A 25,646-nucleotide genomic window follows, 5' to 3' on the forward strand; every position below is an offset into this window, starting at 1 on the left:
ATTCGATGAAATTTATCCATACAGCCGATTGGCATTTAGGCAAATTAGTACACGGCGTTTATATGACGGAAAATCAGCGGGAAGTTCTGAACCAATTTGTAGAGGTTGTCGGGGAGGAAAAGCCCGATGCGATTATTATTGCCGGCGATCTGTATGACCGATCTGTTCCGCCGACAGATGCTGTTGAATTATTAGATGACATTTTATTTAAAATCAATGTCGAACTAAAAACACCGATTGTGGCGATAGCCGGGAATCATGACAGTGCCGAACGCCTATCATTTGGAAGTTCGTGGTACAAGCACAGTCAATTCTATTTATCTGGAAAACTATCAAACAACTTCGAACCTTTCCGAATTAATGGTGTGAACTTTTATCTCATTCCATACGCAGAACCAGGTTTAGTCCGCCAGCTGTTAGAGGATGATTCTATTCATTCCCATCAAGATGCGATGAAAGCATTGATTGGGAGAATGGAAAAGAACATGAATCCTAATGAACCGAATGTTCTTGTTGGACATGCTTTTGTATTAGGCGGACAAACTTCCGATTCGGAACGGGTATTATCAGTTGGCGGGTCTGGCTGTGTTGGTGCCGAATTGTTTGAACCGTTTTCCTATACTGCCCTAGGACATCTGCACAGTCCTGATGCCATTCGCCACGACAAAGTAAAATATTCCGGGTCGCTGTTAAAATATTCTTTTTCAGAAGCAAAACAAAAGAAGTCGATTTCTATTATTGAAATGGACGAAAAAGGGCAATTTAGCCATCGGTATCGCTCACTAAGGCCGACACATGATATGCGTGAGCTTGAAGGGCACATGGAAGAATTACTTGACCCGATATTTTATGAAAAAGAACGAACCAATGACTACTTGAAAATCACCCTGCTAGATGAAGGTGCGTTAATTGATCCGATTAATAAATTGCGCCAAGTATACCCAAATGTGCTGCATCTTGAACGCAAAATCGATGTGACGGACCAGAAAAAGAAGCAGGTTCTCAGTGCTGTGCGAAGTGAGAAAAAATCAGAAATGGAATTGTTCGAACAGTTTTATAAAGAAATGACCACTTCTGAATTTACAGATGATAAAAAAGCGGCAATGGCCGAAATTTTTGAAAAGGCATTAATAGGGGAGGCCGCGCTGAAATGAGACCGTTAAGACTGACAATGCAGGCATTCGGTCCATATGCTGAGACCGAATGTATTGATTTCACGAAGCTTGGCAACCGCACCATGTTTGTGATTTCAGGGAAAACTGGTTCTGGAAAGACAACCATTTTTGACGCTATTAGTTATGCGATTTATGGAAAAGCAAGTGGTGAGGATCGCAATGGTCCCGAACTGCGAAGCCAATTTGCCAGCGATGAACTGTTAACTGAGGTTTCGCTGGATTTTTCATTACGTAATCAAGTCTATTCCATTACAAGATCACCCCAGCAAATGAAGAAAAAAGACAAAGGGGATGGCTATACACAAATTGGAGCAAAGGCTGAACTTTACAGCTGGGGTACTGACGGTGAGAGAAAGCTTTTGGCCTCAAAAATAACAGACGTTGAAGAAAAGATTAAAGAAATCATGTTAATTGATGCCAACCAATTCCGGCAAATTCTAATGATTCCTCAAGGAGAATTCCGGAAGCTGTTAACATCTGATAGCAAGGATAAGGAAGTTATTTTGCAGCGGCTGTTCCATACACAGATGTATAAAATGGTGGAGGATAAGTTGAAAGAGGAAGCAACTGAGCTTCGAAAAACGGTCGAATCTCAGGTTCAATCCCGTAATGAAGCCATCCGGAGGATTCATGCCGTCACGAATGAAGAACTCAGGGGATATTTAGATGCAGGCAGTGAAAATGATACGATAATCATGCCGCTTTTGCTTGTTGAAATCACCGCGATTGGTGAGCTGATTGAGCAATTAGATAATCAATTAAAAGAACAGGCCGGACAACAGGACAAACTGAAGACCCAGCTTTTTGAAGCGGAAACGATCCTAAAACAGCTGCAAACTCGTGAGGAGTTAAAGGTTCAAAAGACCCGGCTTGAATCACAGTCAGAAATTTTTGCTGAAAAAGAAAAGCAAATTCAGCGGGCGCAAAAAGCGGCCCTATTAGCAAAACAAGAAGAGCTTTGCCATCGCTTAAAACGCGAGGCCGATCAAGCAGAGCACAATGTTCGGACGATAAAAGCGACGATTGAAAAATTGAGCGAACTGGACGTGGAGTATAACAAACAGCTGAAGCATGAGCAGCAGCGCGAGACTGAGCGTCAGGCTTCACTAGAGAGGATCAATCGTTTAGCAGGGATGAAAGAAGACGTGTATTCCTTTGCTTCAATGGTAAAGGAATCGACATCGTTAGAAACAGCATTAAACAATACGAAAAATAATCATTCTCAGACTGAAAGGAATCTCGCAGAATTAGAAGAGCGACTACTTTGGCTGCAGCAGCGAAAGGCAGAAATTGAAAAGGGCCAGCTGATGTATTTGGAGAATGAGAGAAAGATGGAAAAGCTGCAAACTGAACTCGATCGGCTGGAAAAATTTCAACAGTTGCAGGTCCGTTATCAAAATTCAATGAAAGACTTGAAGGCAAGTACCGGGCGTTTTGAAAATACAATGGCTAGATTAAATGATGCGAAAGCATTAGTTGAGGACTTGGAGCAAAAATGGCTGAATGGACAAGCGGCGCTTTTAGCGGAAACACTTCAAGCTGGTGAAGCCTGTCCGGTTTGCGGTTCGAAGCACCATCCATCCCCAGCTGCTGATCATGGTGACAGAATTCCAAATCAGGATGATTTAAAGGCAGCTAAAGCCCAGGCCGCTAAATGGGAAAAAGAAAAATCAGCCGACGAAGCAAAATTATATCAATGCCAGTCCGCTGAAAAAATGCAACGCGAAGCCTTAGCAGAGATGCTGGCTGATATCCGGGTTCAGAGGCCAGAATTTGTAGAAACCGATGTCCTTTCGGTAAAAACAGAAACATCCTCTTCTAAAAATGATCTTATTGCGGCGCAAAAGAAATTGTCTGCGGAAATGAACCAGCTTGAAGAGGTCAAGCTGGAACTGGAGAAAAGGGAAGCAGAAAAGCATGATTTACAAAGGCAGCTCCAGCAATTGGCGTCAGAGGTACATGAATTAACCATTCAATTTACCGAGAAGAAAACAAATCTTTCAAGGATGATGACTCTCATACCGGAAAGTCTCCGGACAGTGACTGAATATGAACGGACACTTGCTGAATTAAAGGATCAGCATGCTTTGATGGTTAAACAATTAGAGGACGCCGAGAAGCGTGTTCAAGGTGTGAAGGAAAAGCAAGCTGTAGAATTTGCTAGATTAGTAGATGCGGAAAAGTTTTTAGCCGATAAGGAGCAAGAGCTGGTTATTGAACGTGAAACATTTAAGAATAACCTAGCAGAACAGGGCTTTGATAATTATACTGTTTATCACGGTTCGAAGCTGGCTGATGCTGATATTAAAAGGTTAGAGATTGAGATCCGCGGTTATCGAGAAGATCTACGTTCAGTTTCCGATCGCTTTACTGAATTGACCGAAATGTTAAAAGATGTGAAGGCTCCTGATGTAGAGGGTCTAAAACAGGAGCTAGCGAAACTTGTAAATGAGATTGAGAATTTAACTGGAAGAAAAACCGACCTATTTGTGAAAAGACGGGAAAATGAAGAGATTTATAAGCGGGTTGAGCATTTGAATGATTCTATGAAGACGCTGGAAGAGCGATATAAACTGATTGGTCATTTATATGAGATAACAAAGGGACAAAACAGCTTCAGGATTACTTTTGAGCGCTACGTATTGGCAGCATTTTTAGATGATATTTTACGAGAGGCCAATGTCCGCCTGCGAAAAATGACATCTGGGCGATTCCAGCTATTGCGAAAAACAGACCGGGCCAAAGGAAATGCCCAAAGTGGCTTGGAGTTACAGGTATTTGATCAATACACTGGACAGGAACGTCATGTGAAAACTTTATCCGGCGGTGAGAGCTTTAAGGCATCGCTATCATTGGCGCTCGGGCTTGCAGATGTCGTGCAAAATTACTCTGGAGGGGTTTCCTTGGAAACCATGTTTATTGATGAAGGGTTCGGTACACTGGATCCTGAATCGCTCGATCAGGCAATTGAGGCGCTTATGGATATTCAGAGCAGCGGCCGATTGGTTGGGATTATCTCACATGTTCCAGAATTGAAGGAACGAATTGATGCAAGACTAGAGGTCATTGCCGGACAAACCGGCAGCCGGACGGAGTTTGTATTTACAAATTAAGATAGCGTGAGGCGGGACCTGGTTAGGGTCCCGCTGTTTTTGTTATGGATGGGATTTTGCTCGCGTGGGTGGTGAAAAGGATGTTGGCGGTAAGAATGAGCGGGTTATTTTGCCCGAGGTGTGTTAGAAAAGGGTGTGGGCGGTAAGAATGGGCGGGTTATTTTGCCCGAGATGTGCTAGAAAAGGGTGTGGGCGGTAAGAATGAGCGGGTTATTTTGCCCGAGACGTGCTAGAAAAGGGTGTAGGCGGTAAGAATGAGCGGGTTATTTTGCCCGAGACGTGCTAGAAAAGGGTGTGGGCGGTAAGAATGAGCGGGTTATTTTGCCCGAGACGTGTTAGAAAAGGGTGTTGGCGGTAAGAATGAGGGGGTTATTTTGCCCGAGACGTGCTAGAAAAGGGTGTGGGCGGTAAGAATGGGGGATAGTGTGGTGGTTGGCGGTAATCCTGCAAAAATCATTAAATCCATAGACATTTCCTGAAAAATCTAATGGAATGAATAACCGCCTATAACTAGAAGAATACTATCCTAAAACATGGTTAGAGGTGGAAAAGCATTGAAAAAGTTTATTTTTTTCTTATATCTGCTGCTTTCTACATCTTTTCCCCTGAACATATATGCCGAGATGCCAAGATTATCTTCCGCATGTTTTGAAAAAATAAAAATACGTAACGAGCAATTTAATCGCATGATTATGAAAGATGTTATCCAAGGTCTTAAATTAGATATTGATGAAACCAATTATTTTAAAGTAACAGAAAAAGAATTAGAGGCTGCTCACCTTATTTACGGTGGTAAGGAAAAAGATGATTATTACGAATCACTCCATAAACATTTCATGGTCGCCTCTCGCGGCAAACCAACTCTTTTAGTAAGTGCAGGAGAGGCTTACCTCCTTTTTAAAAAGCCAGATCATACGAATGTGGCGGTCCGTTTAAAACTTACCAATAGTAAATGGGAACTAAATTATATCAAGGAAAGCGAAGGAAAACCAATCCGCTTTACACTTTTAAAATGTGAGAAAGACTATTTGCAAAAAAAGAACGAGTATTACAAAATAGATTAAATTTGGAGGAAAAGGATGTCAGACTTTTGTCCAGTACTTTGGCCGGAGGAGCCCACGCCGGAGCATCTGCTAGATTGCAGCGAATGCGGTTTGGATCAGCATGGATCGCGCATGGTGTGGGGGGAGGGGAATCCGCTTGGGCGGATTATGATAATCCTCGATAATCCCGGTGCCCGTGAAGACCGTGAAGGCAGCCCAATGGTTTGCGGCACAAGGCAGACGCTGCAGCAGGCAGCTGTTCAGGTTGGGTTAACAATGGAGGATTTGTATGTTACGTTTATTTTAAAAAGAAAGCCGGTTAAGGCCTATGATAAACAGCAGGTTCGCCAAATTTGCATGACCCATCTTAAACAGCAGCTGAAAGAGAAACAGCCAAAACTGATTTTTTGCCTCGGGAATGTAGCTGTTCAGTCTTTTTTTGAAAATACCGATGCGGAGGTGAAGGTACTTCGAGGGAAAATATACGATGTAAATGGATACCCAACAGCAGTGGGATATCATCCGTTAGCAGTAAGAAGACGTCCAAATCTCTGGAATATGTTTGTAGAAGATTGGAAGTTTTTAACCGGCTATTACAACAACAAAATATAGGAAAAGCGAACTATTTCATAGATTGTTCGTTTTTTTTTATGGAATATTATGGGGATATTATGTACAATGAAAAAAATAAATATTCTGAAAGGATTATTATAAATGACAACAATTTGCATTGTGCGCCACGGGGAAACGGATTGGAATGCGGCTGGCAGGCTGCAGGGAAGCACAGATATTCCATTAAATGCAAAAGGTATGCAACAAGCTGAGGAAAGCGGCCGATTTTTAAAAAATTCCGATTGGGATGTAATTATTACAAGTCCATTATTAAGGGCTAAACGGACTGCAGAAATAATAAATGACAGCTTGAACGTACCTCTAATCGTGATGGAGGATTTTAAAGAGAAATATTTTGGCGAAGTGGAAGGAATGACATTTGAGGAAAGACGCGCCAAGTTTCCTGACCAAAATTACCCTAATCAAGAAGGTGAGGAGGATTTTGTAAATCGCCTCTTGGCAGGACTACAAAAAATAAATCAATCCTACAAAGATAAAAAAGTGCTGCTTGTGGCACATGGGGCAGTAATCAATGCATTATTAGCCAAGTTATCAAATGGTAAATTGGGGCGCGGCAAGACAAAAATCGAAAATGCCTGCCTCAATGAAATTCAATTCTGTGACAACTGCTGGGAAATCAAAGTATATAATCAAGTTTCGCATCTATCCGATTTCTATGAAGAAAAGGAGATGTACCTTGAAGACAAATAAAAGAAACTCGTTTTTATTGTTGTTCGGAGTGGGCATTTCGACTTTTGGAGATTTTATTTATCTAATTGCAATTAATATTTTTGTCTTAAAGTTAACGGGATCACCGGCGGCCGTCGCTGGATTATGGATTATTGGGCCAATTGCAACGATTCTAACAAAGTTTTGGTCTGGCAGTATTATTGATCGAATGAGTAAACGCAGATTGATGATCCTAACGGATATTTTTCGAGCCGTTCTTGTAGCAATTATTCCTCTATTACCATCCGTTTGGCTCATTTATGTTTGTTTATTCATACTTTCAATTGGAAAGGCTTTCTTTGATCCAGCTTCCATATCATACATAACGAGCTTGATTCCAGCCGAGAACCGGAAACAATTTAACTCATTTCGCAGCTTGATAACGTCCGGTGCCTTTTTGATCGGCCCGGCGATTGCTGGGGTATTGCTCTTAATTGCATCTGCGAAAGTGGCTATTTGGATTAACGCTGTTTCCTTCTTAGTTTCCGCTTATATGCTGTTTTTACTGCCTGAAACAGAGCGGCTAAAGAACCAAACTAAAGCAATTACTCTCGCTATGATTAAAGACGATTGGAAAAAGGTCATGATGTTTTCACGCGATCAGTCTTATATTGTTATCATTTATTTTTTGGCTCAGTTTTTTTGGATTGTGGCACTGGGCATGGATGCACAAGAGGTTGTTTTTACACAAAAGGTGTTAGGTTTATCCGAGGCGGAGTTTGGACTGCTTGTCAGTATTATGGGGATTGGTTCCATAATTGGCTCTTCAACCGTTTCTATTTTTGCTAAAAAAATGTCCATACGGCTGTTAATGGGTCTAGGCTACATAATGGTCGCCGGCGGCTACCTGATTTATGCGTTTTCTTTCTCGTTTTTAACTGCTGCTATCGGCTTTATCGTCCTTGGATACTTTAATTCGCTTGCTAATACGGGGTTTTTGACCTTTTATCAAAACAATGTACCGCTTGAAATTATGGGGCGTATTTCAAGTGTGTTTGGAACCTTTCAAAGCATGCTGCAAATTGCCTTTGTACTGTTAATCGGGTTCACGGGTGAGATTATTCCATTGAGGTATAGCATCATTGGTGCATCAATTTTTGTTTTAGCCATTAGCTTGTTATTGACTCTTTACGTCTACCGGCCAGCAAGAAAGATTTACTTTCTTGAAAAAAGTCAGGGAGCATAGGTTAAATGATCAAAACGCTAGATTTACAAGATAATAGTTTATTAAAGAACTTGTTTAAACTTCAAAAGGCTTCCTATCTTATAGAAGCTAAGTTAATCAATTTTTACAAAATCCCTCCATTAGTAGAAACTATTGATGATTTAAAGAATTGTTCGGAAAAGTTCTATGGTTATTTTGAAGAAAAGGGGTTAACTGGAGCTTTGTCTTTTACGTTAGATGGGGAAAAGCTGACGATTTGCCGGTTAGTCGTAGACCCAAAACACTTTAGGAAAGGGATTGCGCAGAAGCTATTAAGCGCAGTTGAGAAAAACTATCCTGAAATTAGAGTTGTTAAGGTCGCAACCGGGAAAGACAACCTCCCAGCTAAGAATTTATATCTTAAAAATGGATATAGGTTGAAGCGAGAGCTTGAAGTAACAGCAGGACTATATATGTGTTTTTTTGAGAAAAATCTTAAGAAATAAAGGTGCACTCTAGCTAGAAAGGTCTATAATTGAAAAGAAGAAAAAAGCCGAAGTTTCCCATGGAAAAGGGAGAACTTCGGCTTTTTTATCCCATAAAAGTCTGAATAACCAGCCATACATTTAAGCTTAAAATAATAGCCGCAAACAGGCTGGAAAGTACGGTTGTGATTCGCTTATTGGTTAACACGCCCATTAGTTCTTTCTTTTGTGTAAAGTAGATTAAAGCAATTACCGGAAATGGCAATACAATACTTAGAATAACTTGGCTAATAACAAGCGTTCTCGTTGGGTCGACACCAATGGCTACGATAATTACACTTGGCAGCATTGTCACCAAGCGGCGGACCCAGACAGGAATTGTAAAGCCAACAAATCCTTGCATGATTACTTGGCCTGCCATTGTTCCGACAACAGAGCTTGAGATACCCGATGCTAACAGGGAAATCAAGAACACGCTGGCAGCGGCGGAACCGAGGAGCGGTGTAAGAGTGTGATAAGCCGTTGTTAAGTCGGCAATGTCACTTTTTCCGGTTGTATGAAAGACAGATGCTGCCATATACATCATTGCTAAGTTTACAAAGCCGGCAAGGGCCATTGCAATCAAAATTTCCATCGTACTGTATTTTTGGATTTTTATTTTTTCTAAATCGTTACGTGGAATTATTCGTCGCTGCGTTAAGCTTGAGTGCAAGTAAATCGCATGCGGCATAACGGTTGCTCCAATAACTCCAACTGCAAGCATGATGCTTTCCTTGTTACCGAGCCACGGGACTACGCTATGATAAGCAATCTGACCTAAATCCGGCTTTGAAAGCATGGTTTCAACTATATAGCATAAGCCAATGAGTATCGCAAAAGCAGCAATAAATTTTTCTAATGGCCGGAATCCGTATTTTTCCATCAATAATATTAAATAGGTTATAATCCCTGTAATGATGACCGCATAAAGCATCGGAATGTCGGCTAATAAATTTAGCGCCAGCGTGGCCCCTAAAAATTCAGCAAGGTCCGTTGCTATTGCGGCAAGCTCCGACACCACCCACATAATCATTGTCAGCCATGTCGGCATATATTCACGACAAATTTCCGGCAGGTTTCTTCCTGTTGCAATGCCTAGTTTTCCTGACATGTTTTGCAGAAGCATCGCCATAAGGTTAGCCATGACGATTACCCATAGCATTTTATAACCGAAGCTGGCCCCGCTCTGAATGTTTGTTGCAAAATTTCCTGGGTCTACGTAGGCAATGGACGCAATAAATGCTGGCCCGATAAATGGCAGCAATGCACGGATGCCTTTTGTTTTTCCATCAATGGCATCCCTAGCAGCTGCAACGGTCCGTTGCTCCGCGGCTTGAGCACCAAGTGAATTTGTGTGGCTCATAAGATACCATCCCTTTCATTATTTTTCATAAAAGCAATATTTGTTTGACTAATCAATAAATGTTTCCCTAATGCAAATTTATATAAATATTATAGTATATTTTTAAAAAATTGTGAATGATTTTGTACTGGAAATTTACTTGAAATTATATTTAGAAATTGTTCACTTGAACAATCCCCCCATACAAGCTAGAGTAAAGAGAGAAGTTCGTTAAAGAAGGTGGCAAGCTTGGAAAAACGATATTTTACCATTGGAATGGCGGGACATATTGACCACGGTAAAACCTCGCTGACAAAGGCGTTGACAAACGTAGATACTGACCGCTTAAAGGAAGAGAAAGAACGGCAGATTTCCATTGAACTAGGATTTGCACCATTATATGAAGATGCTGAAATACAAATTTCAGTTATTGATGTGCCCGGTCATGAACGATTTATCAGGCAAATGATTGCAGGTGTCGCAGGGATTGACCTTGTTGTCCTTGTAGTTGCCGCTGATGAAGGGGTTATGCCACAGACACGGGAACACCTGGAAATTTTAAAGTTTTTAGGAATAAAAAATGGCATCATTGCGATTACAAAAATTGACCGTGTTGATGAAGAATTCGTTGAACTGGTGAAGGATGACATTTTAGGAGAACTCGACGGAACCGTATTTGAAAACGCTCCGTTTGTTCTCGTTGATAGCCTTTCGAAAAAGGGAATTGAAGAAATCAAACAGCTAATTATTAAGACGTTGAAAGAACAAGCAATGCGCGATGCCAAGGGTGCGTTCCGTTTGCCGATTGACCAGGTGTTTACTGTAAAAGGGCAAGGTACCGTTGTCCGGGGAACAGTTTACGAAGGGGCAGTTGAGGAAGGCCAGACGTTAAAAATAATGCCTAAGGGACTGGAGGTTCGTGCACGGCAAATCCAAGTCCATCACCAGCCGGCGGCAAAAGCGTATGCCGGACAGCGGGCAGCAATCAATCTTTCCGGAGTCTCTAAAGAAGACTTGGAGCGGGGCGATGTGGTCGTCTCCTCTGAGCATTTTATTGTGACGAAAGTAATTGATGTAGCTATCCGTGTTGTTGATGAACTGGAGCATTTGATCAAACAAAGGATGCCGGTTAAGCTCCATATTGGAACAACGGAAGTAATGGGACGAATTGTGTTTTTTGACCGTAATGAAGTGAAAGACGAGAATGGGGAAATCTTATGCCAGCTCAGACTGGAGGAAGAGATTCTTACGAAAAGAGGAGACCGCTTTATTTTACGGAGGCCAAGCCCGCAAGAAACGATTGGCGGCGGCTGGGTAATTGACCCAAGAGGAGACAAATACCGCTTTGGTAATCAAACAATTGTAGAACTTGAAAAGAAAAAGGTCGGTTCACCAAAAGAGCGGATTACCGCCGCATTACTGGAGGCCAAAAGCCTTCAGCATGATGAATTAATTAAATGGACCGCAATTGATGAAGCCGTAATGGCAGAGCAGCTTTATGGCGGGGAGTTCGTTCTATATAATGGGAAGGAATATACGCTTCAGGTCATCATAGATTCGATTGAAGAGGATCTCATTGACCGCCTTCAGGAATTTCATCTTCAACACTCTCTTAAAGCCGGGGTGAATAAAGCGGAGCTGCTTCAAACGATGCAAAAAAGATTTCCGAAAAATCTTTTGGATTACGTGATCGAAAATGGGATTACAAATCAAGTTTTTAAACGGAAAGGGCAATTTGTTTCTTTGGCAGAGTTCGTTCCGCATGTTCCAAAAAGCTGGGCAAAACGGACGGAGAATTTGCTTTCGGACTTGAAAAAGGATGAATTAAAAGTTCGTTATTTGAAGGATTATTTTGCTGCGGCAGGAATCCCCGACCAGTTGGAAATGAACTTACAACGATTCCTTGAGGACCAGGGACTCATCGTGATGCTCGACGAACAGTTTGCTTATTATGGCGATGTGTTTAATGAAGCGGTAACGAAACTGCGCGGTAATACAGGTTCAGAGTTTGAGGTGGGAGAAGCAAAGGATATATTGGGATTGTCCCGGAAATATATGATCCCTTTCTTAGAACGATTGGATGCGAAAGGATTAACGAAAAGAGTGGAAAACAAGCGAGTGTGGCAGTAATAAGTAAGATTATGTAATTGAAGAGGTTTCATTGCCCGAAAAGAGAAAAAATCCGCTCTCGAAGTTAACCAAAAATAACCTTACTTAAAAACCAAAAAGCCTCGATCCCCAGTCAAAACTGGAATCGGGGCTTTCTTACATTACGACAAAAACTCCGCAGGATTTAACCCAAGCTCATGGCAGATATCCACTACTGTTTGTTTCTCATTGTGATCAAAGTTTCCATCTGCATAGCCAATCGCAATGCAATAACGGGCAATCAAACGAGCTATTTCCGGTTTCGTTCTTATTTTCCCTAGAGCACGAAATGCCTCTGCACGTCCGATCACACGATCATTTTCAATTCGTGACACAAATAGGTTGAATCGTTGGATGACTTTATTCGTATCAAAGACCCGTAATTCCTCACTTTGATGGACAAATTCAATCATCTTTTGCCTTTCCGACGCATCCAAATAACCATCAGCCATTGCTACTAATGCACAAGCGGCGACCACCGCATCCAATACATCCTGGCTCTTGTATCGGTTAAATAATTCCTGCGCTCTTCTTTTTTGATTATTGGCCCATTCAGCATAGTCTGTTTGCGAAGGGGACCATGTGCTACCGCAATTATTACAGCTGAATTTTAACTGATTCTTACCGATAAAGCCGCCAAGGAGGCCAACAGGTCCCAAAATTAAGCCGCCAATAGCTGCCTTTCCTAAGCCAAACCCTTTCTTTCCGGTTCGGACATTTGAAGAATGGCAGCGTGGACAGCTAATATCGTCACCGCCATATGTACGGTTCATATTTGGCGCAGAAGGAGCAGATTGCCCAGGGTAACCATAAGCAGGCTGCTGGTATGATGATTCCGGCTGCAGATGAACCGGCTGTTGAGAGGCAGGCTGGTTATTTTGACTGTGACGATATGGGTCATATTGTCCTTGAGATTGCTGATAAGGGTTATATGAGCTAGGATTCTGCTGATAGGATTGATTTAAATTCCGGTTCTGTTGAAAATCCGTCTGTAGATTTTCCTGGTAAACAGGCTGGTGAGATGGCGGTACTGAAGCGACGCTTGCAGGCGGGTCATCCACCGTAACTCCAAAGTTATTACATAAAGCCGCTAAACCTCCCTGAAAGCCGCTGCCAATAGCATTGAATTTCCACTCGCCGTTATGCCGGTATATTTCTGCCGTAACAATGGCTGTTTCTACCGTAAAATCCATACCTAAATTGTATCGTAAAAGTTCCTCACCTGATTGTTCGTTAAAAATCCGTACATATGAATCCGAGACTTGTCCGAAATTCTGCCTCTTTTCTTGTGCATCATGAATCGTTATTGTAAAGGCAATTCGGTGAATATACGCTGGAACGCTGTTTAAATTTATCCGTATTTGTTCAGCATCCTGCATTCCTAAACCAATCCGGCTGTCCCCGCTATATATAATCGAGCCATTGCCGCCCGATGGATGATTATAAAAAACAAAATCCTGATCACTTTGAACCTTGCCATTTTGGCCTAATAAAAAGGCAGAGGCATCCAGATCGTAATTAGAACTCAAATTACTATTCCAGCCGAGACCGACGACAACATTTTGTAATCCCGGGTGTGACTTTGTCAAATCTACTTTTTGCCCCTTGCTAAGAGTGACGCCCATTGCTTTTCTCTCCTTTCATCTATCCCTATTATAATTTCTAAATTGTTGCAGGGAAACTTCGAAACGTGTTCCTTACATATGTACGGAATAATAGTGAAAAAGTTTCAGGATTTTTATTCTTTGAAACGGAATTTTAAGAAAAATTTGAATAATTCATTATTTTATTTTATAATAAAATAGTAATTTAGTAGAGGAGAGAGGAAAATCATGAAAATATATATTTCTGTTGATATGGAAGGAATAACAGGACTTGTTGACCATACTCATGTTGATTCTGAAAAGCATAATTATGAACGAGGTCGTATAATTATGACAGATGAGGCAAATTATGTCGTGACCTCGGCGTTTGAAGCAGGAGCCAAAGAAGTAATCGTCAACGATAGTCATTCCAAGATGAATAATCTCCTCATTGAAAGATTGCACTCGGAAACACAACTGATAACTGGAGATGTGAAGCCTTTTTCGATGGTCCAAGGTTTAGACGAAACGTTCACTGGAGCGATTTTTACTGGGTACCATGCCAGAGCTGCACAGCCAGGAGTAATGGCCCATTCGATGATTTTTGGTGTACGCAATATGTTTATTAATGATGTTGCTATAGGGGAGTTAGGGTTTAATGCCTATGTTGCCGGATATTACGGGGTACCGGTTATTATGGTCGCGGGCGATGACTATGCAGCCCGTGAAGCTGAACAGTTAATTCCAAATGTTACAACGGCAATAGTAAAGGAAGCGATTTCCCGCTCCGCGGCTAAAACGCTTACACCAATAAAAGCGGGTCAGCTTCTAAGAGAAAAAACAGCATTAGCCATTAAAAATTTCGATAAAGTGAAACCGCTAACACCTCCAGAAAAACCACTGTTAAGTATTGAATTTACTAATTACGGCGAAGCAGAATGGGCAAATTTAATGCCCGGGACGGAAATAGTACCTGGAACCACGATTGTCCGCTTCCAAGCTAAAGATATTCTAGAAGCCTATCAAGCAATGCTTGTAATGACGGAGCTCGCGATGAGAACAACATTCTGTTAGGAAGTGGTCATGCATGAATACATATTTTATCAAACGCTTTGTTGCGATGATCATCACGTTATGGCTCATTATCACCGGAACCTTTTTCTTAATGCATACGGTGCCAGGGTCACCATTCGACGAAGAAAGAACGACGAATGAGACAATTCAAAAAAACCGTGAAGCCTATTACCAGCTGGATAAGCCTCTGATTCTTCAATATGGAAATTATTTAGCAGCACTGGTTCAAGGTGACCTTGGCCCATCTATTAAAAAACCGGGTCAAACGGTAAATGATCTTCTAGGCAGGGGGTTTCCTATCTCGTTTGAATTAGGGCTGTTTACGCTAATCTTGGCAATTATATCCGGGATTATCTTAGGAGTTGTGGCTGCTCTAAGGCATAATGGGTGGATTGATTACTTGGCAATGAGTATCGCTGTACTAGGTATATCAATTCCAAACTTTGTCATGGCAACCGTATTAATTCAGCAGTTAGCTGTTAATATTCCAATCTTTCCGGTCGCAACCTGGTCCAGCCCCAAACATATGGTACTCCCAATCTTGGCGCTGGCAACTGGGCCGATGGCAATTATCGCCCGTTTAACAAGGACCAGCATGCTTGAGGTGTTAACCCAGGATTACATCAAAACAGCCAAGGCAAAAGGGCTTTCTCCGGTAAAAATTGTCTTTAAACATGCCCTAAGAAATGCGCTCCTTCCGGTTGTTACGGTTTTAGGATCGCTTGCTGCGAGTATTTTAACCGGTACGTTTGTTATAGAAAAAATCTTCGCGATTCCCGGCATGGGTAAATATTTTGTTGACAGCATTAATAGCCGTGATTATTCCGTTATCATGGGCACAACCGTATTTTATAGTGCTCTATTAATCTTAATGTTATTTTTAGTAGATTTAACATACGGACTTTTAGATCCAAGGATCAAGCTGCACAAGAAGGAGGCGGAATAAATCATGGAATTACGTAAACACGAAGAAAGAAGTATTTCGCCCGCTATTCCTGATGAGTGGTTTGTTCCAAAAGTTCGAGACCACAAAGAGTCAGAGGCAGTTGTCAGACCGAGTTTGTCATACTGGAAGGATTCGTGGCATCGGTTAATGAAAAATAAATTAGCGATGGCAGGACTATTCTTTCTTGTACTCCTTGCCCTGCTGGCTATTTTTGGACCGATGTTTTCACCATATACGGTTGAAACACAAAAGTTAACGCAGCAAAACCTGCCTCCGTCAAGCAAGTATTGGTTCGGTACAGATGATTTAGGAAGAGATGTTTTCACGCGGACTTGCTATGGTGCAAGAATATCATTATTTGTCGGCTTAATGGCGGCATTAATTGATTTCCTGATAGGGGTTGTTTACGGAGGAATCGCAGGCTACAAAGGCGGTAAAACTGATAATCTGATGATGAGGTTTGTGGAAATTTTATATGGGCTTCCGTATTTGCTTGTCGTCATTCTCGTAATGGTTGTAATTGGCCCGGGTTTAACAACAATTATTCTCGCTTTATCGATTACCGGCTGGGTCGGCATGGCGCGGATTGTACGCGGCCAGGTTTTACAGATTAAAAACTATGAATTTGTCCTCGCCTCCCAGACATTTGGTACGAAAACGGCAAGAATTATAAGGAAAAACTTATTGCCCAATACGATGGGACCGATTATCGTGCAAATGACGTTAACGATCCCGTCTGCCATTTTTGCTGAAGCATTTTTAAGCTTTATTGGACTTGGTATTCAGGCACCACATGCAAGCTGGGGAGTGATGGCCAATGACGGTTTATCTACAATTCTATCAGGCTACTGGTGGCGCTTATTCTTCCCAACCTTATTTATCTCATTAACGATGTTTGCATTTAATGTTTTAGGTGATGGGCTGCAGGATGCCTTAGACCCTAAACTAAGGAGGTAGCCGTATTATGGAAAAAATCCTTCAGGTTAAGGATCTTCACGTATCCTTTTCAACATATGGCGGCGAAGTAAAAGCTGTCCGCGGTGTAACCTTTGATTTACATAAAGGAGAAACATTAGCAATTGTTGGCGAGTCCGGCTGCGGAAAGAGTGTCACCTCGCAAACCATTATGAGGCTGATACCGGAACCGCCGGGCAGAATTACAGGCGGAGAAATTATTTTTAAAAATAAGGATGTCATTAAGTTAAAGGAGCCTGAATTAAGGAAAATCCGCGGTGCAAATATTTCAATGATTTTCCAAGACCCGATAACAGCATTAAATCCGACAATCACAATTGGTGAGCAGATTATGGAAGGAATCAGGCAGCATAAGAAAATCACTCGGGAAGAAGCAAAACAAAAAGCAATTGAAATGCTAATGCTTGTCGGGATTCCTAATCCGGAAATCAGGCTAAAGCAGTATCCCCATCAGTTTAGCGGCGGTATGCGGCAGCGAATTGTCATTGCGATGGCACTAGTATGCGAGCCTGATGTATTAATTGCCGATGAGCCGACCACCGCTCTTGATGTTACGATTCAAGCGCAGATTTTGGAACTATTCCGTGAGATTCAGAAGAAAACCGAAGTTTCAATTATTTTAATCACCCATGATTTGGGAGTAGTGGCCCAGGTTGCCGATAGGATTGCGGTCATGTATGCAGGCAAAATTGTGGAACTAGGCACAAGACGGGAGATTTTTTACAAGCCGAAGCACCCGTATACGAAAGGACTGCTGCAGTCTGTTCCACGCTTGGATATGGAGAAAGGAGATTTGATTCCCATCCCGGGAACTCCACCAGACTTATTTTCACCGCCAGTTGGATGCGCCTTTGCTGCCCGCTGTCCGTATGTAATGGAAGTATGTGACCGCGTTTATCCGTTTAAAACATATATAAGCACACAACATCATGTAGATTGCTGGCTTCAGGACGACCGTGCTAAAAGACTGGTTTCAACCTATTAATATAAATATTTTATGAGGGGGAAAATCATGAAAAAGCTTACGATTTTGTTGGCTGCTGTCATGCTGGTTTTATCATTAGCCGCTTGTACAGCAAACAAGGATGCCGGCAGTGAACCAAAGGATGATGGCAAAGGAAAGAATGAGGAGAAAAAGACAGAGAAGGTCCTTTACTTGAATAATGGACAAGAGCCAACTTCCTTTGATCCGCCGATTGGCTTTGATGCTGTTTCTTGGAATGCTTTGAACAATATTATGGAAGGGCTTACCCGCTTGGATGAAAATCACCAGCCGCAGGCAGCAACTGCTGAAAAATGGGACATTTCCGAAGATGGAAAAACTTATACTTTCCACATTCGTGAAAATGCCAAATGGTCAAATGGTGATGACGTAACAGCAGAAGATTTTGTTTATGCTTGGAAACGTCTATTGGATCCTAACACAGGGTCATCTGCTGCATTTTTAGGATATTTCATTGAAGGCGGAGAAGAGTATAACAATGGTAAAGGTTCTGCCGACGATGTCAAAGTAAAGGCAGTGGATAAAAAAACCTTTGAAGTAACATTGATTAGCCCACAAGCTTATTTCCTAAGTGTAATTGCCAATCCGTGCTTTTTCCCAATCAATGAGAAGGTGGCAAAGGAAAATCCGAAATGGTTTGCTGAAGCAAATTCGTATGTAAGTAATGGACCATTCAAATTAGCCGAATGGAATCATGACAGTGACTTTACAATGGTAAAGAATGATAAATACTGGGATGTTAACAATGTTAAATTGGATAAAGTTCACTGGGCTATGGTGGATGATGCCAATACTGAATACCAAATGTATTCAACAGGCGAGCTTGATACATCTGATGTCCCGTCTGAATTAGCTGACAAGCTATTTAAAGAAGGAGATGTAAAGGTAGAAGATCAAGCAGGTCTCTATTTCTACCGTTTTAACGTAACAAAAGAACCGTTTCAAAATGAAAATATCCGCAAGGCATTTGCATTAGCGATTGATCAGAAGCAAATGGTTGAATTAGTAACTAAAAACCAAGAAAAACCAGCTTATGGATTCGTTTCCTACGGATTCAAAGATCCTGAAGGCAATGACTTCCGTGAGCATAGTGGAGATTTAATTAAAACTGATGCAGTAAAGGCAAAAGAACTCTTGAAAAAAGGAATGGAAGAAGAAGGCTACAAGAAGCTTCCTGAAGTAACATTAACTTATAACACACTGGATACTCATAAAAAAATTGCTGAAGCCCTGCAACAAATGTTTAAGGAAAACCTTGGTGTTGATGTGAAGCTTGCCAACATGGAATCAAGCGTGTTCGCAACCGATCAAAAAGCATTGAAATTCCAATTCTCTCGCAGTTCGTTCCTTGCTGACTATGCTGATCCAATCAACTTCGTAGAGAACTTTATCACAAACTCGCCAATGAACCGTACAGGCTGGAGCAATGCCGAATTTGACAAATTAATAAAAGACGCTAAGCATGAAAAGGATGAAAAGAAACGTTATGAGATGATGTACAAAGCTGAAAAGATCTTATTAGATGCTGCGCCAATCGTTCCAATTCATTTCTATAACCAAGTATATTTACAGAATAAAGATGTCAGCGGTATCGTCCGCCACCCTGTTGGATATTTAGAATTAAAGTGGGCAGATAAGAAATAATTTTATGAAGGGGTGTTCGTTTCGAACATCCCTTTTGTCCTCAGCTCATAGAGTAGTAGAAAGGAGGTAATTAAAATGACATGTTTGAAACCGAAACACCTTCAAAAAGGAGATACAGTGGGTGTGATTGCTCCAGCCAGCCCGCCGAATCTCGAAAACCTTGAACGAGGGATTCAATTTTTAATTGGACTAGGGTTAAACGTAAAAAAGGGTAAGAGTGTAGAAAAAATTAACGGCTACTTAGCGGGGACGGATCTAGAGCGGCTTGACGATTTGCATGGTATGTTTTTAGACAAAGAAGTTAAAGCGATAATTTGCGCCTGCGGGGGGTACGGCACCGGCAGAATTGCCGCCAATATTGATTATGAAATTATTCGAAATAACCCCAAAATTCTCTGGGGTTATAGTGATATTACGTTTTTACATACTGCAATCAGGCAAGAAACAGGTTTAGTTACCTTTCACGGTCCAATGCTAGGGTCTGATATAGGGAAAGTAGATACCCATCCATTATCAAAAGAAAGATTTTTACAATTATTTAGCCCGGCAAAATTAACATACACTGAAGAAATATCACCTTTAGAAGTGCTTGTTGAAGGGGATGTTAGCGGTCCGCTTATCGGTGGGAATTTATCTTTATTAGTAAGTTCACTTGGAACAAGATTTGAAGTCGATACAAAGGAAAAACTTTTATTGATAGAAGATGTAAATGAAGAACCGAGGGCAATCGATCGGATGTTGAATCAGCTTTATATGTCCGGCAAACTCGAGGAAGCCAGCGGAATTCTAATCGGTGATTTCTGCGATTGTCTTCCAAAAAGAGATTTATCGTTGACATTGGATGAGATTATTGACTATTACGTTAAGCTTGCAAATAAACCTGCGATTAAAGGGCTGCAAATTGGCCATTGCAATCCCCACATTGCCGTTCCATTTGGAGTTCAAGCAACCCTTAACACGACTGAAAAAAGACTTATTGTCGATTCCGGCATCAAATAAAGGAATGATAAAAAATGAGGATCGAGCGGATTGAAACATATAAAGCAGCGGTTCCGCTGATTAAACCGTTCAAAACAGCATTACGAACTGTCACAGTGGCAGAGTCTATTTTTGTCAAAATAACCTGCGATAATGGGATCACTGGATGGGGTGAGGCCCCACCAACGGTGGTGATTACCGGCGATAGTCTGAGCAGTATCGACTCTGCTATTCATATGGTAATTTCCCCCTTTTTAAAAAATAAAAGTCTATTAAACTATGAAAGCATTTTTCAAGGGCTTAAAACGATATTAGTAGGGAATTCAAGTGCCAAGGCGGCAGTTGATATGGCGTTGTATGATTGCCTCGCCCAATTATGCAAGCTGCCGCTCTACCAATTTCTTGGCGGTCACGATAAGGAATTGGAAACCGATTTTACAGTCAGTGTAAATGGCCCCGAGGAAATGGGCGATGATGCAGTTTCCTATATTCAACAAGGCTTTAATGTTCTGAAGGTAAAGGTAGGAAAAGACGATATGGCAACCGACATCGAACGAATTAAGGAAATTAGACAACGGGTTGGGGCCGATATTAAAATTCGGCTTGATGCGAATCAAGGCTGGATTCCAAAGGATGCCATCAGGGCGATCCGAAAGCTTGAGGACAATGGTTTAAATATCGAACTTGTGGAACAGCCGGTGAAAGCAGAGGATATCGAAGGTTTGAAACAGGTTACCGATCATGTCGACACGCTGATTATGGCAGATGAGTCTGTGTTTACACCAAGACAAGCATTTCAAGTTCTTAAAACAAGAAGTGCCGATTTAATTAATATTAAGCTAATGAAGGCGGGGGGAATCTATCAAGCACAGATTATTAATCAATTAGCAGAAACCTGCGGTGTCCAGTGCATGGTGGGCAGCATGATTGAAACACATCTTGGGATAACGGCAGCAGCTCATTTTGCTGCCAGTAAGAAAAATATAACCCGGTATGATTTTGATGCCCCGCTGATGCTGTCAAAGAATATGATTGATGGGGGAATTCGATATAATCAGCGGTTTATTACTTTTTCTGAGGAACCGGGTCTCGGGATAAAGCAGGTAAAAGTTGAAGGGGGAGTTTCACTTGGATAAATGGTTAGTTAACGTTCCAGTCGCAACTGTTTGGACAACAAATGATTCTGCTAGAGAAATAGATTGGGATGCAATAACAAACCCAGCTGATGTTTTTTCATGGTTACAACACTTAACCTATGAAACGAGGTTAGGCTTGTGTGAAGATAATTTAGTCCAGACACAAGTCCTTTATGGCCAGGAAGTGCTGGTGCTGGAGGAGAATGATGAATGGGTCCATGTTATTGTGCCGGAACAGCCTTCATCCAAAAATGAAAGTGGGTATCCAGGCTGGGTCCCCAAAGCCCAGTTAGTTAGAAGTAAGGCTGGCTGGGACCTGCAAACTGGACCCGTGGTTGTTGTAGCGAAACCAAAAGCGGTTTTACAAAGAAGAACTGAACTGGAGCTTTCTTTTCAAACGGTCCTCCCGCTTTTAAAAGAAGCGGATGACAAAGTGATTGTTAAGACACCTGATGGGGGACAAGGGGCATTGGCATGGGAAAGTGTTGTTGTGTATGAATCGTTAGCTGCCCGCTATAAAGGAAGAGGGAAAGATATCGTAGCAGCCGGGGAACTATTTCTTGGACTTCCATATTTGTGGGGCGGGATGAGCAGTTATGGTTATGATTGCTCAGGCTTCAGCTACTCCATGTGCAAGGCAAACGGCTATATCATTCCCCGCGATGCGCATGACCAAGCAGCAGCTGGCAAGCAGGTTGATATTCAATCAGGCTTAAAACCAGGGGATCTTTTATTTTTTGCTTATGAAGCAGGAAAGGGAAAGATTCATCACGTTGGCATTTATTACGGTGAGGGAAAATTGCTTCATTCGCCGAATACCGGTAAAACGATCGAAATTACTCCGATAACTGGCACAATTTATGAAAAAGAGCTTTGTGCAGCAAGACGCTATTGGTTTGATTCGGAGGCATGAGGATGGAAAATAACCAATTTTTACAAGTGAAAAATTTAAAGAAGCATTTTCACCTTGGCAAGGGTGAAATTTTAAAAGCAGTAGACGGTGTTACTTTTCATATTAATAAAGGGGAAACCTTTGGAATTGTTGGGGAGTCCGGCTGCGGGAAATCGACTGCCGGAAGAACTATCATTGGTCTATACGACCAGACCGATGGAGAAGTCATTTTTAACAGCAAAAATATTCACAAGCTTAACCAAAAGGAGCGGTTTGCTTTTCACCGGCAAATGCAAATGATTTTCCAAGACCCGTATGCATCGCTAAACCCGAGGTCTACAGTCAGTGAAATAATCTCAGAGCCGATGGAAGTTCACGGAATGTTTTCAAATAAACAGGATCAATTAAAGCGAGTTTATCAGTTACTGGAGGATGTGGGCCTCCATAGGGACCATGCGAACCGTTATCCGCATGAATTTAGCGGTGGTCAGCGTCAGCGGATTGGAATTGCCCGTGCCCTTGCGTTAAATCCAGAATTTATTATTGCTGATGAACCAATTTCAGCATTAGACGTATCTGTTCAAGCACAGGTTGTAAATCTGCTGAAGCGGCTGCAACGGGAAAAAGGGTTAACCTATCTATTTATTGCTCATGACCTTTCAATGGTGAAACAAATAAGCGACCGGATTGGTGTTATGTACCTTGGGCATTTAGTCGAGCTGACAACCAGTCATGAATTATATCAAAACCCAATGCATCCATATACCAAGGCGCTGCTTTCGGCGATTCCAATACCAGATCCTGATGTGGAGGACAAACGGGAGCGGATTATATTAAAAGGAGAAATTCCAAGCCCGATAAATCCGACAAGCGGCTGCGTATTTAGAACACGCTGCCCGGTGGCTATGGAGGTTTGCGGACTAGAAAAACCAAAATGGCAGGAGGTTCACAAACAGCATTTTGTGGCTTGCCATTTATATGACAACCACAAAACCGGCGGTCAAGATTATTCCCAGGTTGCCGCTTCGAGGTAGATATGTTGGAATTTGAAGAAAAACTAATTGGAGCTTTAGCAGGTTTAAGGGGAAAGGCCGGCGTTTCAATAGAAATTGAGGGTGAGTGCTTTAATTTTAATAGTGAGGAAGTTTTTCCGTCCGCAAGTGTCATAAAGGTTCCTATTTTAATCGAAGGGCTTAGACAGGCAGAGGCTGGTGAAATAAGCTTGAACCAAGTGCTGTCCATCCAGGACAGGGTAGGCGGTTCCGGGGTTCTTCAGACACTTTCAGATCAGGTAACCTTGACCGTAAAAGATCTTTTGACCTTGATGATAACTGTATCTGATAATACAGCAACGAATATGATGATTGATTTATTAGGGATGGATGCAATCAATCAGTCCATGAAAAAGCTGGGGCTGGAAAAAACTGTTCTCAAGCGAAAAATGATGGATTTTGCGGCAATTCAACGTGGACTTAACAATGTAACTACCGCTTCCGATTTAATTACATGTCTTAAAGTAATCACTGAAGGAGACTGCTTGTCCGAGAAAAGCCAAAAGCTGGCATTGGAAATCATGACCTACCAGCAGTTTCATGATAAGCTTTCGGGAGCGATTAATACCGAGAAAATTTTAGTTGCCAGCAAATCAGGCAGCCTTCCAGGTGTAGAGAATGATTGTGCCATTTTTAAATATCAGGGGAAAACTGCCTATGCGGCAGTATTAATGGACCAACTGGAAGATGAATATAACAGCAGACGGGTAATTAGCAAAATTGGAAAAGGTATTTATGATTGTTTAATAGATAAATGTACTGACCCTTGATGCAGGGTCAGTTTTTTCAAAAGCTGCTAAAACGAAAAAGACCGACTCCCGAACAGAGTCAGTCCTAATAAAAATTTATTTTACAGATCAACCAGTCTTTTCTTCCTTAATCGGGTTATATTCTTTTTCCCAGAAATCAGCATTTTTAATACCAAGTTTTACTGGGTCAAAGACAGGATCTTTGCCTTGTTTTAGCTGCGCTTCGTAATCCCTCAGCACCTTGAGAGCTGGTTTCGACAGAAGGAGAATCGCAATAATGTTTAACCAAGCCATACTTCCTACTCCGACGTCACCCAATGCCCAAGCTAAAGCCGCAGTTTTAACGCTGCCGTAATATACCATTGCGCAAATGACAACTTTTAGCAGTAATTCGGTCCACGGACGTTTAGCGTTTTTATTGATATAGGCAAGATTTGTTTCGGCCATATAGTAATAGGCCATTATGGTCGTAAACGCAAAGAAAAACAGTGAAAGGGCTACAAATGGCGCACCAAAGCCAGGCATGACAGCCTCAACAGCTGATTGGGTATAACCAGGTCCAGGCTGCATGTCGCCAAGATTATTAACGATTTGCGGTTTCCCTTCTGGAGCAACATTATACATGCCTGTAATCAAAATCATAAATGCAGTTGCTGAACAAACTAACAACGTATCAACATAAACTGAAAACGCTTGCACAATTCCTTGCTTTGCAGGATGTGAAACCTCAGCCGCGGCTGCAGCATGCGGGCCGGTACCTTGCCCCGCTTCATTGGAATAAATTCCACGTTTAACTCCCCATGAAATCGCAGCACCCAAGATACCTCCGAATGCAGCATCTGCACCAAATGCACTTGAGAAGATCAGTTTTAGTACTTGAGGTAACTCAGAGATATTCATAAAAGTAATGATTAAGGCGACTAAAATATAACCTAAGGCCATGAAAGGGACTACAAGCTCAGCAACACGAGCAATTCGTTTAACACCGCCAAAGATAATCGTAGCGAGGAGAACAACAATAATGGCACCAGTAATAGCGGGGTTAATTCCGAAAGCGTTTTCAACACTAAGCGCAATACTATTTGCCTGTACACCCGGCAATAGGAACCCTGTCGCAATAACGGTAACAATCGCAAATAAAACGGCATACCACTTAATGTTCAGCCCTTTTTCAATGTAGAAAGCCGGGCCTCCACGGAACTGACCATCTTGCTTTGTTTTATATACTTGGCCTAAAGCAGATTCGATAAATGCGGAACCCGCTCCCAAGAACGCCATTACCCACATCCAGAAAACAGCACCTGGGCCCCCAAATGCAATGGCTGTCGCAACACCGGCAATATTACCTGTACCGACGCGGCCAGATAAAGCAAGTGTTAATGCTTGGAATGATGATATTCCAGCTTCTGATTTTTCCCCTTTAAACATCAGTTTAAAAATGTCTTTCATATGTCTTACTTGAAGAAATCTTGTTGCAATTGAATAAAATAAACCTACTCCTAAACATAAATAGATAAGTGCTTGGCTCCAAATAATGTCATTCAGCCAGTTTACAAAAGCTTCCATAAATTTCCCCCTTTGGTCCTTGATGGTTTCATTATATAACAGAATAAAAATAATAGAAAGAATTTTTTCTATTTTTGCAATATTTTTCAGTATAATTTACTTTAGTGCTTTAATGCATATGAATGCGCTTTCAATTCTTGGTTTATGGGACAAGTTACTCTTTTAGGCTATCGTAATACTTTAATGAGTATAGTAATTTATTTTAATAGAATATAAAA

Annotated in this window: 21 protein-coding genes; 18 read left to right on the forward strand and 3 right to left on the reverse strand. The window is 41.6% G+C overall.

Translation table 11 applies throughout. The features are described 5' to 3' along the window. Nucleotides 1-5: 5 nt before the first annotated feature. The 7 genes from IE222_RS01405 to IE222_RS01435 all read left to right on the forward strand — a co-directional run bounded on the left by IE222_RS01405 (nt 6) and on the right by IE222_RS01435 (nt 8,322). Nucleotides 6-1,154 carry an exonuclease SbcCD subunit D gene (locus IE222_RS01405; RefSeq protein ID WP_191268951.1) on the forward strand — a complete coding sequence of 383 codons (1,149 nt, stop codon included), beginning with the start codon at nt 6-8 and terminating at the stop codon, nt 1,152-1,154. After that, nucleotides 1,151-4,288, forward strand: a complete 3,138-nt coding sequence (locus tag IE222_RS01410; protein ID WP_191268953.1) for an SbcC/MukB-like Walker B domain-containing protein — start codon at nt 1,151-1,153, stop codon at nt 4,286-4,288. Before IE222_RS01405 ends, IE222_RS01410 begins: the two co-directional genes overlap by 4 nt. Before the next feature lie 554 nt (nt 4,289-4,842). Continuing rightward, complete coding sequence (locus tag IE222_RS01415; RefSeq protein ID WP_191268955.1) at nt 4,843-5,352, forward strand: hypothetical protein; 510 nt, start codon at nt 4,843-4,845, stop codon at nt 5,350-5,352. Nucleotides 5,353-5,367: 15 nt separating this feature from the next. Then, nucleotides 5,368-5,943 carry a uracil-DNA glycosylase gene (locus IE222_RS01420; RefSeq protein ID WP_191268957.1) on the forward strand — a complete coding sequence of 192 codons (576 nt, stop codon included), beginning with the start codon at nt 5,368-5,370 and terminating at the stop codon, nt 5,941-5,943. A gap of 102 nt (nt 5,944-6,045) precedes the next feature. Further along, the gene (locus IE222_RS01425) at nt 6,046-6,654 is read left to right on the forward strand and encodes a histidine phosphatase family protein (protein ID WP_191268959.1); all 609 of its coding nucleotides are present in this window, start codon (nt 6,046-6,048) and stop codon (nt 6,652-6,654) included. Beyond that, entirely contained in the window at nt 6,641-7,858 is a 1,218-nt protein-coding gene (locus IE222_RS01430) for an MFS transporter (protein WP_223282537.1), read from the forward strand. The genes IE222_RS01425 and IE222_RS01430 overlap by 14 nt, the downstream gene beginning before the upstream one ends. A gap of 5 nt (nt 7,859-7,863) precedes the next feature. Then, the gene (locus IE222_RS01435; RefSeq protein ID WP_191268963.1) at nt 7,864-8,322 is read left to right on the forward strand and encodes a GNAT family N-acetyltransferase; all 459 of its coding nucleotides are present in this window, start codon (nt 7,864-7,866) and stop codon (nt 8,320-8,322) included. 85 nt (nt 8,323-8,407) lie between these two features. Here IE222_RS01435 and IE222_RS01440 read toward each other — a convergent pair whose 3' ends face one another. Beyond that, on the reverse strand, nt 8,408-9,703 hold the full coding sequence (locus tag IE222_RS01440; protein WP_191268965.1) for an Nramp family divalent metal transporter: 1,296 nt from the start codon (nt 9,701-9,703) through the stop codon (nt 8,408-8,410). A 255-nt stretch (nt 9,704-9,958) separates the two neighbouring features. Between IE222_RS01440 and selB the strand changes: the two genes are divergently transcribed. Continuing rightward, nucleotides 9,959-11,812, forward strand: a complete 1,854-nt coding sequence (gene selB, locus IE222_RS01445) for a selenocysteine-specific translation elongation factor (protein WP_370465001.1) — start codon at nt 9,959-9,961, stop codon at nt 11,810-11,812. Between the two features lie 140 nt (nt 11,813-11,952). On the opposite strand, the gene IE222_RS01450 is transcribed toward selB, so the two are convergent. Beyond that, nucleotides 11,953-13,455 carry a TerD family protein gene (locus IE222_RS01450; protein WP_191268969.1) on the reverse strand — a complete coding sequence of 501 codons (1,503 nt, stop codon included), beginning with the start codon at nt 13,453-13,455 and terminating at the stop codon, nt 11,953-11,955. 207 nt (nt 13,456-13,662) lie between these two features. Here IE222_RS01450 and dppA point away from each other — a divergent pair, with 207 nt between their 5' ends. The 10 genes from dppA (at nt 13,663) to IE222_RS01500 (ending at nt 23,883) form a co-directional block, all read left to right on the forward strand. Continuing rightward, complete coding sequence (gene dppA, locus IE222_RS01455; RefSeq protein WP_191268971.1) at nt 13,663-14,487, forward strand: D-aminopeptidase DppA; 825 nt, start codon at nt 13,663-13,665, stop codon at nt 14,485-14,487. Between the two features lie 13 nt (nt 14,488-14,500). Further along, on the forward strand, nt 14,501-15,433 hold the full coding sequence (locus IE222_RS01460) for an ABC transporter permease (RefSeq protein WP_191268973.1): 933 nt from the start codon (nt 14,501-14,503) through the stop codon (nt 15,431-15,433). 3 nt (nt 15,434-15,436) lie between these two features. Then, on the forward strand, nt 15,437-16,390 hold the full coding sequence (locus IE222_RS01465) for an ABC transporter permease (protein WP_191268975.1): 954 nt from the start codon (nt 15,437-15,439) through the stop codon (nt 16,388-16,390). 7 nt (nt 16,391-16,397) lie between these two features. After that, on the forward strand, nt 16,398-17,393 hold the full coding sequence (locus IE222_RS01470) for an ABC transporter ATP-binding protein (RefSeq protein ID WP_191268977.1): 996 nt from the start codon (nt 16,398-16,400) through the stop codon (nt 17,391-17,393). A gap of 27 nt (nt 17,394-17,420) precedes the next feature. Further along, a complete protein-coding gene (locus IE222_RS01475; RefSeq protein WP_191268979.1) occupies nt 17,421-19,055 on the forward strand; it encodes a peptide ABC transporter substrate-binding protein in 1,635 nt (544 codons plus the stop codon). Nucleotides 19,056-19,130: 75 nt separating this feature from the next. Next, complete coding sequence (locus IE222_RS01480; RefSeq protein ID WP_191268981.1) at nt 19,131-20,054, forward strand: S66 peptidase family protein; 924 nt, start codon at nt 19,131-19,133, stop codon at nt 20,052-20,054. Between the two features lie 14 nt (nt 20,055-20,068). Next, nucleotides 20,069-21,169, forward strand: coding sequence for a dipeptide epimerase (locus IE222_RS01485; protein ID WP_191268983.1), 1,101 nt, complete (start codon nt 20,069-20,071; stop codon nt 21,167-21,169). Beyond that, nucleotides 21,162-22,082: a C40 family peptidase gene (locus IE222_RS01490; RefSeq protein ID WP_191268985.1), complete on the forward strand. Its 921-nt coding sequence runs from the start codon at nt 21,162-21,164 to the stop codon at nt 22,080-22,082. Before IE222_RS01485 ends, IE222_RS01490 begins: the two co-directional genes overlap by 8 nt. A 2-nt stretch (nt 22,083-22,084) precedes the next feature. Next, the gene (locus IE222_RS01495; protein ID WP_191268987.1) at nt 22,085-23,095 is read left to right on the forward strand and encodes an ABC transporter ATP-binding protein; all 1,011 of its coding nucleotides are present in this window, start codon (nt 22,085-22,087) and stop codon (nt 23,093-23,095) included. Nucleotides 23,096-23,097: 2 nt separating this feature from the next. Further along, on the forward strand, nt 23,098-23,883 hold the full coding sequence (locus IE222_RS01500) for a serine hydrolase (protein WP_223282538.1): 786 nt from the start codon (nt 23,098-23,100) through the stop codon (nt 23,881-23,883). Between the two features lie 87 nt (nt 23,884-23,970). Here the strand turns inward: IE222_RS01500 and IE222_RS01505 are convergent, their stop codons facing one another. After that, on the reverse strand, nt 23,971-25,428 hold the full coding sequence (locus tag IE222_RS01505) for an alanine/glycine:cation symporter family protein (RefSeq protein ID WP_191268991.1): 1,458 nt from the start codon (nt 25,426-25,428) through the stop codon (nt 23,971-23,973). Nucleotides 25,429-25,646 lie beyond the last annotated feature (218 nt).

This window comes from Neobacillus kokaensis, from assembly GCF_014656545.1.
GTDB lineage: Bacteria > Bacillota > Bacilli > Bacillales > Cytobacillaceae > Neobacillus > Neobacillus kokaensis.

Excerpts from the sequence above, each read along its gene's own strand:
- IE222_RS01420 (WP_191268957.1), top strand. The coding sequence starts at position 5,368 with ATGTCAGACTTTTGTCCAGTACTTTGGCCGGAGGAGCCCACGCCGGAG.
- IE222_RS01440 (WP_191268965.1), bottom strand. The coding sequence starts at position 9,703 with ATGAGCCACACAAATTCACTTGGTGCTCAAGCCGCGGAGCAACGGACC.
- IE222_RS01500 (WP_223282538.1), top strand. The coding sequence starts at position 23,098 with ATGTTGGAATTTGAAGAAAAACTAATTGGAGCTTTAGCAGGTTTAAGG.
- IE222_RS01450 (WP_191268969.1), bottom strand. The coding sequence starts at position 13,455 with ATGGGCGTCACTCTTAGCAAGGGGCAAAAAGTAGATTTGACAAAGTCA.
- IE222_RS01410 (WP_191268953.1), top strand. The coding sequence starts at position 1,151 with ATGAGACCGTTAAGACTGACAATGCAGGCATTCGGTCCATATGCTGAG.
- IE222_RS01485 (WP_191268983.1), top strand. The coding sequence starts at position 20,069 with ATGAGGATCGAGCGGATTGAAACATATAAAGCAGCGGTTCCGCTGATT.
- IE222_RS01425 (WP_191268959.1), top strand. The coding sequence starts at position 6,046 with ATGACAACAATTTGCATTGTGCGCCACGGGGAAACGGATTGGAATGCG.
- IE222_RS01470 (WP_191268977.1), top strand. The coding sequence starts at position 16,398 with ATGGAAAAAATCCTTCAGGTTAAGGATCTTCACGTATCCTTTTCAACA.
- IE222_RS01505 (WP_191268991.1), bottom strand. The coding sequence starts at position 25,428 with ATGGAAGCTTTTGTAAACTGGCTGAATGACATTATTTGGAGCCAAGCA.
- IE222_RS01465 (WP_191268975.1), top strand. The coding sequence starts at position 15,437 with ATGGAATTACGTAAACACGAAGAAAGAAGTATTTCGCCCGCTATTCCT.
- selB (WP_370465001.1), top strand. The coding sequence starts at position 9,959 with ATGGCGGGACATATTGACCACGGTAAAACCTCGCTGACAAAGGCGTTG.
- IE222_RS01495 (WP_191268987.1), top strand. The coding sequence starts at position 22,085 with ATGGAAAATAACCAATTTTTACAAGTGAAAAATTTAAAGAAGCATTTT.
- dppA (WP_191268971.1), top strand. The coding sequence starts at position 13,663 with ATGAAAATATATATTTCTGTTGATATGGAAGGAATAACAGGACTTGTT.
- IE222_RS01460 (WP_191268973.1), top strand. The coding sequence starts at position 14,501 with ATGAATACATATTTTATCAAACGCTTTGTTGCGATGATCATCACGTTA.
- IE222_RS01475 (WP_191268979.1), top strand. The coding sequence starts at position 17,421 with ATGAAAAAGCTTACGATTTTGTTGGCTGCTGTCATGCTGGTTTTATCA.
- IE222_RS01435 (WP_191268963.1), top strand. The coding sequence starts at position 7,864 with ATGATCAAAACGCTAGATTTACAAGATAATAGTTTATTAAAGAACTTG.
- IE222_RS01480 (WP_191268981.1), top strand. The coding sequence starts at position 19,131 with ATGACATGTTTGAAACCGAAACACCTTCAAAAAGGAGATACAGTGGGT.
- IE222_RS01405 (WP_191268951.1), top strand. The coding sequence starts at position 6 with ATGAAATTTATCCATACAGCCGATTGGCATTTAGGCAAATTAGTACAC.